The organism is Streptomyces sp. NPDC058401, assembly GCF_042722885.1.
Classification (GTDB): Bacteria; Actinomycetota; Actinomycetes; order Streptomycetales; family Streptomycetaceae; genus Streptomyces.
Genome location: NZ_JBHXKA010000229.1, coordinates 1 through 7064 on the forward strand (window position 1 = coordinate 1; position 7064 = coordinate 7064).

Annotated in this window: 3 protein-coding genes and 1 pseudogene; 1 reads left to right on the forward strand and 3 read right to left on the reverse strand. The window is 72.3% G+C overall.

The window, feature by feature from the left end:
* Positions 1 to 210: 210 nt before the first annotated feature.
* Complete coding sequence (locus ACFWNV_RS38665; protein WP_383956720.1) at positions 211 to 3612, reverse strand: ALF repeat-containing protein; 3402 nt, start codon at positions 3610 to 3612, stop codon at positions 211 to 213.
* Between the two features lie 421 nt (positions 3613 to 4033).
* On the opposite strand from ACFWNV_RS38665, the pseudogene ACFWNV_RS38670 reads away from it, so the two are divergent.
* Positions 4034 to 4108 (forward strand): annotated as a pseudogene (locus tag ACFWNV_RS38670) (GntR family transcriptional regulator); the annotation flags it as partial.
* Between the two features lie 402 nt (positions 4109 to 4510).
* On the opposite strand, the gene ACFWNV_RS38675 reads toward ACFWNV_RS38670, so the two are convergent.
* Positions 4511 to 4720, reverse strand: a complete 210-nt coding sequence (locus ACFWNV_RS38675) for a hypothetical protein (protein ID WP_383956723.1) — start codon at positions 4718 to 4720, stop codon at positions 4511 to 4513.
* 143 nt (positions 4721 to 4863) lie between these two features.
* Entirely contained in the window at positions 4864 to 6903 is a 2040-nt protein-coding gene (locus ACFWNV_RS38680; RefSeq protein ID WP_383956726.1) for an MFS transporter, read from the reverse strand.
* Positions 6904 to 7064: the final 161 nt, after the last annotated feature.

The following is a 7064-nucleotide window of genomic DNA, read 5'->3' on the forward strand; positions in this document are numbered from 1 at the left end:
GGCCCATGCCAGAGCGCCGGCCACGGTCGTGGTTCCCAGAATGCGCTTCCATGCATTGCGTGAATTCATCACAGTCCTAGAAAGAGAAATTGATCGGGGTTGATGCCACAAGGGCGGAAAACCGGCGGCGCGCCGTATGCGCGGTGCCGCTACTTGGGACGGATGCCGCCAGGGAGGCCGCGAGCCGGCCTCGGCCCCTCCTGGCGGACATCACGGTCCCAGCGTGACGTCGAACTCGATGACCTGGCTCTTGGGCGACAGCGGACCGGAGTCGCCGACGACCTTGTCGACGAGCGAACCGACGGTGTTGCTCCACCAGTCCGTGTATCCGATGACCGGGGGGTGGGTCGCGGACTCGATGTCCGACTCGTTGTACGCGGTGTACCGCCACACGACGGAGCCGTCCGCGTTCTTGCGGGTGGGAGTCACCCGGACCTGGTGCGAGCCCAGGAACGTGTACGCCAGGTTTCCGGTGAGACCGGCCGTGGAGAGCGTCCCGTAGTCCTTGAGGTACTTGCCCGCACCGTCGAAGCCGCCGAGCGAGTAGTCGTACAAATAGGAGTGGCCGAGTTCGAAGTTCCCGTCCCGTGTACGGCCGGCGAAGAAGGCGAGGGCCTTCTGCGTGTGCTCGTGTTCACGGTAGAGGCGGGTGAAATCGTCGTTCGGGCCGAAACACTGCGTCTGGGGTCCCCCTCCGGTGAGCCAGCTCCAGCCCAGCTCCCACGGATTGGTGCTGTTGCCGGACTCGACGGGTGTGCCGAACGGTGTCAGGCAGCTCTCGGCGCCTTCCGGGAGGCCGTTCTTGCCCGGGACGATGGGAACCTTCGCATTGTCCGCCGCCTTCTGGATCGCCTCGCGTATCGCGGCCTCGATGACGAGGTACTTGGCCTCCGACGCGGCCTGGGAGGCCAAGGCGGCGCTCTGTCCGGCCGCGAGCGATGCCTTGCGGGCCGCCGTGGCCGATGCCGCGGCATCCGCGGCGTAGGAAGCGGCCTCGGTGGCGGACCGCACGGCGCGGCTCGCCGCACTCCGTGCCACGCTGCTGGCCCGGCGCGCCGCCGCGGCCGCCTGACGCGCGGTCTCGGCGGAGCGGGCCGCGGCGGCCGCGGAACCCTCGGCGGCGGCCGCGTTTTTGCGCGCCTCCTCGGCGGACAGACCGGCGGCCTTGGCGTAACCCTTGGCGAGGTCGGACCACTCGGCCGCCTTGGCGGCGGCGTCCCGTGCGAGGGCCGCCGCCTCGGAAGCCCGTGCCGCGTTCTCCAGCGCGTCCTGAGCCACCTTGGCCGCGCCCGCGAGCATCGCCCGGATCGCGCTGATGTGCGTGGCGTGGTCATGGTCGATCCGCGCGAACTCGTGCTGCGTGGTGCCGATGAACTGGCGCAACATGTGGGTGCTGCCCTCGAGCGCGATCTTGGCGGCCGCCTTGACGTAGGGGCCTCCGTTCGCCAGGAGGGTGGTCGCCTTCACCCGGTCGTCCTCGCGGACGGCCGCGGCACGCTCCACGTGCAAGAAGGTGTGCAGGGCCTGGGCGGTGCCGTTCTCCAGAGCGGCCACGCCCGCACGGCGCACGGCGGGGCCGGTGTTGTCGTCGGCCAGGGCCGTCGTGACCTCGACCCGGTTGTCCTCCTTGGCCGCCTCGACCGCACCGCTCTCGAGGAACGTCCTCACCTTCGCGGGGTCCTCGGTCTTGAGCACCTCCACGGCCTTCAGCGCCACGTTCTTGGTCGAAATCGCCGCCATGGCCGCGAGGTTCTCGACGTTGTCCTGCTGGAGCGCGATGCGGCGGTCGGCGTCGATCCAGTGGACGACGTCCTCATCGGAGCCGGCCAGCGCGAACTGCGCGGCCTCGCGGGTCCAGGTACCCGCCCGCTCGATGAGCTGGAGCGCCGCCTTGCGCCCGGTTGCCACGGCTTCCGAAGTCCTGCCGCCCCGCAGCGCCGACTCCGCGGAGTCGATGAGCGCGAGCAGCTCCGCGGACAGGCGTGCTTCCTGCGTCCGCTCCCGGTTGTACCGTTCGAGCTGGTTCGTTTCCGCGCTCAACTCGAGCCGTGCCTGCTCGATCGCCTCGGCGGTCTCCTCGTTCAGCCGGGCAGTCTCGGCCTCACGAGCCGTCTGCTCGACCTTGCGTGCCTTGTCCACTGCGTCGGCAGCCTTGTTCGCCGCCTCGACGGCCGCATCGGCGGCTGTCGTCGACCGGTTGGCGTAGTCGACCGACTGGCCGGCGTGGTTCGCCGCTTCCACCGCGGCCGCGGCCGCCTTCTCTGCGTGGTCGGCGGCGCTGTTGGCCGCGTCGCGTGCCGCGCGGCCGGCCGTGGCCGCCTCCGCGGCCAAGCTCTGCGACTTGCTCGCGGCCCGCGTCGCCCGGCCCGCGGCGGCCTCGGCCACGGCGGCTTCCCGCTGCGCGACGGCAGCCTCGGACTGTGCCGCGCCGGAGGCCACGGCCGCGTCCGCCGATGCCCGAGCGGCGGCGGCGGCGTTGACGGCCGAGCCGGCGGCAGCCGCGCCCGCGGCGCCCGCCGCTTCGGCGGACTTGGCCGCGAGATCGGCCTTCTCGGCCACAGCGCGGACGAGCTTGACCATGGCCGTGGCGGCCTGCGCCGCCGCTCGGGCCGCGTCCGCCATCCCCGCGTCCTTGGAGGCGCCGATCGCGGCCTGGTACGCCCGAGCAGCAGCGCGCCCTGCCGATGCGGCGGCCGATGCGGCGGCCTGTGCGGCCGCCACCGAACGCTGCGCGGCGGCCTGCGCCGTCCGCGAAGCCGACACCGCGGTCGTCGCGGCGGCTGCCGCACCCCGGGCCGCCTGCGCCGCCTTGTTCGCAGCCTGGGCGGAGCGCTGCACGTCCTGATTGGCGGCCTCGGCCTCGGCCTTGGCCTCCAGCGCCGCCGCCTTCGCCTTCTCGGCGGCCTTGACCGCCTGCTGGGACAACTCGACGGCCTCGTCGGTCTTCCGGCCGGCGCGCTGCCCCTCCGTCTCGACGACCTTGACGAGCTGCTGGATCGTCGCGGTCTCTTCGTCACGGGCCCGAGCGATGTACTGGCCCGTTTCCAGGAACCACCGGATCGCCCTCGGCGTACCGTCGTCCAGTGCCCGCTGCGCGTACACCCGCACCTGCGGCGACGCCGTCACGAGGATGGACGTCACCTGCACCCGCTCGTCCTCCCCCAGAGCGGTGAACTGTCCGCTGCTGAGGAAGGCACGCAGCGCGAAGTCCGAATCGGTCTCCAGCGCGGCGGACGCGTCACGCTTGACGGCGCGACCACCGCGGGCCATGACCGTGGTCACGGCCACCTTCAGGTCCTCGTGCACCGCGGTCTGGAATCCGCCCTTGAGGAAGGTCTCGACCGCCGCCGTGCCGCCCGACAGCGCCACGCCGATGCCCTCGCGAGTCGCCCTGCCCGCCATGACCAGGGACTGCGTGAGCGTGAACCTGTTGTCCTCGGCCCGGGCCAAGGACAACTTCCCGTCGAGGAACGCCTTCACGTCCGCCGCACTCCCCACCAGGGCCGCGGCGGCAGCGGCGCGGACGGCTCGGCCGCCCGTTCTGTACGCCCAGACGACTTTGCCGCGTTCGGTGTCCGGCAGGCCGGATCCCTCGGGCAGTGGGGCCGGCACGGCGCCACCCGCCGCGTACGCGGACCGGCTGAGGACCGTGCAGGTCGGCAGCGCACAAGCGGCTGCCGCTCCGGCGAAAGCGGTGAGTATCCGACGCCTGCTGAACTGTCGTGAACGTGGTGCCATCACGACTCCCTTCTCTTGCGCTGATCCCGACCAGGACATGGACGTGCTTCCGGCCTGACGGGCTGTCGTGGCCGGTGGTCCGCACTCGGTGACCCGCACTCGGTTTGCCGCGTCGGACGCTGGATTCGCGTCCGGCGGTCTCGTGTTCTCCGGCGGTGCCGACCGGTTCGCGTTGCGCTCCCTGGCGGCGATCACCACTCTCGGCCCACCGCGAAGGCGGGGGAAGGGGGTTCAGCTGGACGGAAGTGGCCCTGTCACCATCCGGCCAGGGTGCGCTTCCACCGAACTGATCCCCACCGCCGGCACGCTCGTCGTCCTGCCTGAGGGTGGGCACCGCGCCGGGGCCGGCCTGGTGAACCGCATGGCCGAGGGCGCAGCGCAGAGGCCCCCAGCCGATCTTGGCTGGGGGCCTCTGACATCTGCTCCTGGCGGGCACTTTCGGACGGGCGCCTCGTGCGCGGCTGGTCGCGGTGGGGCATCGGTTCGCGGTGCGTGCCCGTGCCGGGCATCAGTCAGGCGGACCAGCGGCGTTGCGCAAGAGTTCAATCGGCCGGTTTGAGAAGGCGGCTGCGGAGCTTTTGACGTGAAGACTTGATGCGTCGTCAAGGTGCGGGTGGGCCCAGGGGGAGGGGGACGGGGCGATGGCGGCCGTCTATCTGGGCCTCGCCGGCCGGAGACCGCAACCCGCAGCCGAAAGCCCTCCCGGCCGGGGCCGGGAGGGCTGCATCACGACGTTATGAAAGGGAGGCGGGCCCGGGGGCGGGCCCCGTCCTCAGCTGAGGCCTCTGCTGCGCTCGCCGATGCGGTCGCCCTGCGGGGTCCCGGCCCGCTTGAGTTCCGCCTTCGTGTGCGCTCCGCCCTTGATCTTGCTCCGGATCGGACCGGAGAAGCCGTGCGCGTGTTGCACGACGCGGGGCAGGTTGGTCGCTTCCGCGGCCTTCGCGACAGCCGTCTGGAAGTCCTGCTTCTGCTCTTTGCTCATCCCGTCGTCACTCCCTAAAAAGACTCGGGGCACCCAATCGGACTACTGGGATCGTATGCATATTTAGGGTCGAACGCACCCGGACCGGACGTAAAGAATGGTGGATCAAGGAGGGCCGGCGGTCAGGTCCGTCATCGGGTCCGTCACGGGCGTGGCGGAGCCGGGCGCTCCGGGGGGCCGAGCACCTCGTAGAGGAGGTCCTCCGGGCAGGGCGTGCCGCGCGGGAGCTGGTACTTCGCGGCGATCCGGTACTCCCCCGGCGCCGGGGCCAGCAGCTCCGTCCACTCGTCCCCGGTACCGTCGGAGGGTGCCTTGAACAGGCATCCGGCGGTGTTCGCGTAGACCTTGGGCTCGGCGACCGTGCCCTTCGGGGTCTCCTTCCCGGCGGCCTTCGAGGCCTCCGTCTCCTGCGGCGGTTCCACCGGCTTCCCGGCCCCGTCGACCAGGCCCAGCCACGGGGAGTGCGGGATGCGCACCAGCACCCGGCCGGCCTGCTTCACGTCGATGACCAGCTGGTCGGCGCTGGCCCGCACCACCGTGGCGGGGCCGGCGACCAGGTTCGTCGGGTCCGTGACCTTGAAGAGCTGCCAGTTCGCGTCTCCCCAGATCTGCTGGAGGTACGGGAGTCCCTCACGGACCAGCTTCGCCTCGTCCCGGCCGCCCTCGTCGGGTTTGTCGGCGGGCAGCACCACGTAGTGCACGGCCCAGCGGTCGAGCCACTCGCGGTAGGTGTAGGACGTCAGGGTGTCGTCGTAGAAGACCGGGTTGCGCTCCAGGTCGGCCTGCCGGTTCCAGCCGCGGGCGAGGTTCACGTACGCGGGGAAGGCGGAGGACTCGCGGTGGCTGCTGGCCGGGACCACCTCGACGCGGCCCCGGTCGGCGCCGGCCTTCTGGAGCTGGTCCACCAGCGGGGCCAGCTCCCGGCTCCAGGAGGCCAGCGGGGTGGTGCGGACGATGTCGGTGACGCTGTTGACGGTGATCCAGGCGGTCACTCCGGTCAGCGCGAGCAGCAGCCCGTACCAGCGGCGCGTGCGCGGGGCCTCGTACGGGAGGGCGGCGAGCAGCACGACCCCGCCGAACAGCATGGCCAGCCGGGTCACGTTCGAGCCGACCTGGGAGTCGACCGCCCAGGTCAGGGCGACCCCGAGGGCGTAGATCGCGGAGGCGGTACGGACCGACTTCCAGCTCTTCGGTACGAGGAACAGCGCGGCCAGCGCGCACGCGAACGGCAGCGCCGCCGAGATCAGCTTCATCGGCTGGGTCCCCGAGAAGGGGAACAGCCAGGACGACAGCCCGACCACGGCGGCCGGGGCCAGGCCGAGGGCGTACGCGCCGGGGCGCCGGCCGTTCAGGAACAGCGCGGCCGCGATCACCCCGAGGAACAGGCCGGCGACCGGGCTGGAGGCGGTGGCGATCGCCGCGAGCGGCGCGGCCACGGCGGCCTTCGCCCAGCGCCGCTCGGCCCATTTGCGGGGCCAGCAGAAGACGGCGGCGACGGCCCCGAGCGCGAACATCGCGCCGAGCCCGAAGGTGACGCGGCCCGACACGGCGTTGCACAGCAGCCCGTACACCCCGGCCAGCGCGGGCCACAGCGGCTCGCGGACGGCTCCCCGGCAGCGGGTCAGGATCATCGCGAGCAGCCCGGCCGAGACCGTACCGGCGATCATCATCGTGGTGCGGACGCCGAGCACGTGCATCACGTAGGGCGAGACCACGCTGTACGAGACCGGGTGCATGCCGCCGTACCAGGCGAGGTTGTACGCCGAGTCGGGATGGCGGCCCACGAACTCCGCCCAGGCGTCCTGCGCGGCGAGGTCGCCGCCGCTGTTGGCCACGGCGAAGAACCAGATCAGGTGCAGCAGCCCGGCGAGTGCGGTGGCCACGGCGACGGGGTGCCTACGCGCCCAGCCGAGGGCCCGGCCGAGGGGGCCGGGGGCGCGGTCGATCGGCCCGGGGGCGCGGTCGGGGGCCTGGTCGGGGGTCTGGTCGGAGGCCTGGTCGGAGGCCTGGTCGGGGGCCTGGTCGGGGGCCTGGTCGGGGGCACCTCCAGAGGCACCTCCGGGGGCACCGTCGGCCGCCCCCGGCCCGGCCTGCGGGCTCGGGGTGCCGGGGGCCAGGGGCGGAACCCCGCCCCGGCCATGGGCCTGCTCCCGGCCCTCTTCCTGCCGCTCAGCGGTGGTCACGCCGACGTACTCCCCACTCCGGTCCTCGGGTGCGTCCCTCGGTTCGTAGACGCGGTCCGGCGCCCCGGGGTTGCCCCGGGGGGGGCGACCACCCACCCGCTGGGTGGCGGGAGCCGGCGGGGTGAGCCGAAACGCGGAAACGTAATTGCGCTTAACGGTGG

What these genes read in the sequence shown, in the direction of transcription:
- ACFWNV_RS38675 (WP_383956723.1), bottom strand. Translation starts at nt 4,720, where the DNA reads ATGAGCAAAGAGCAGAAGCAGGACTTCCAGACGGCTGTCGCGAAGGCC.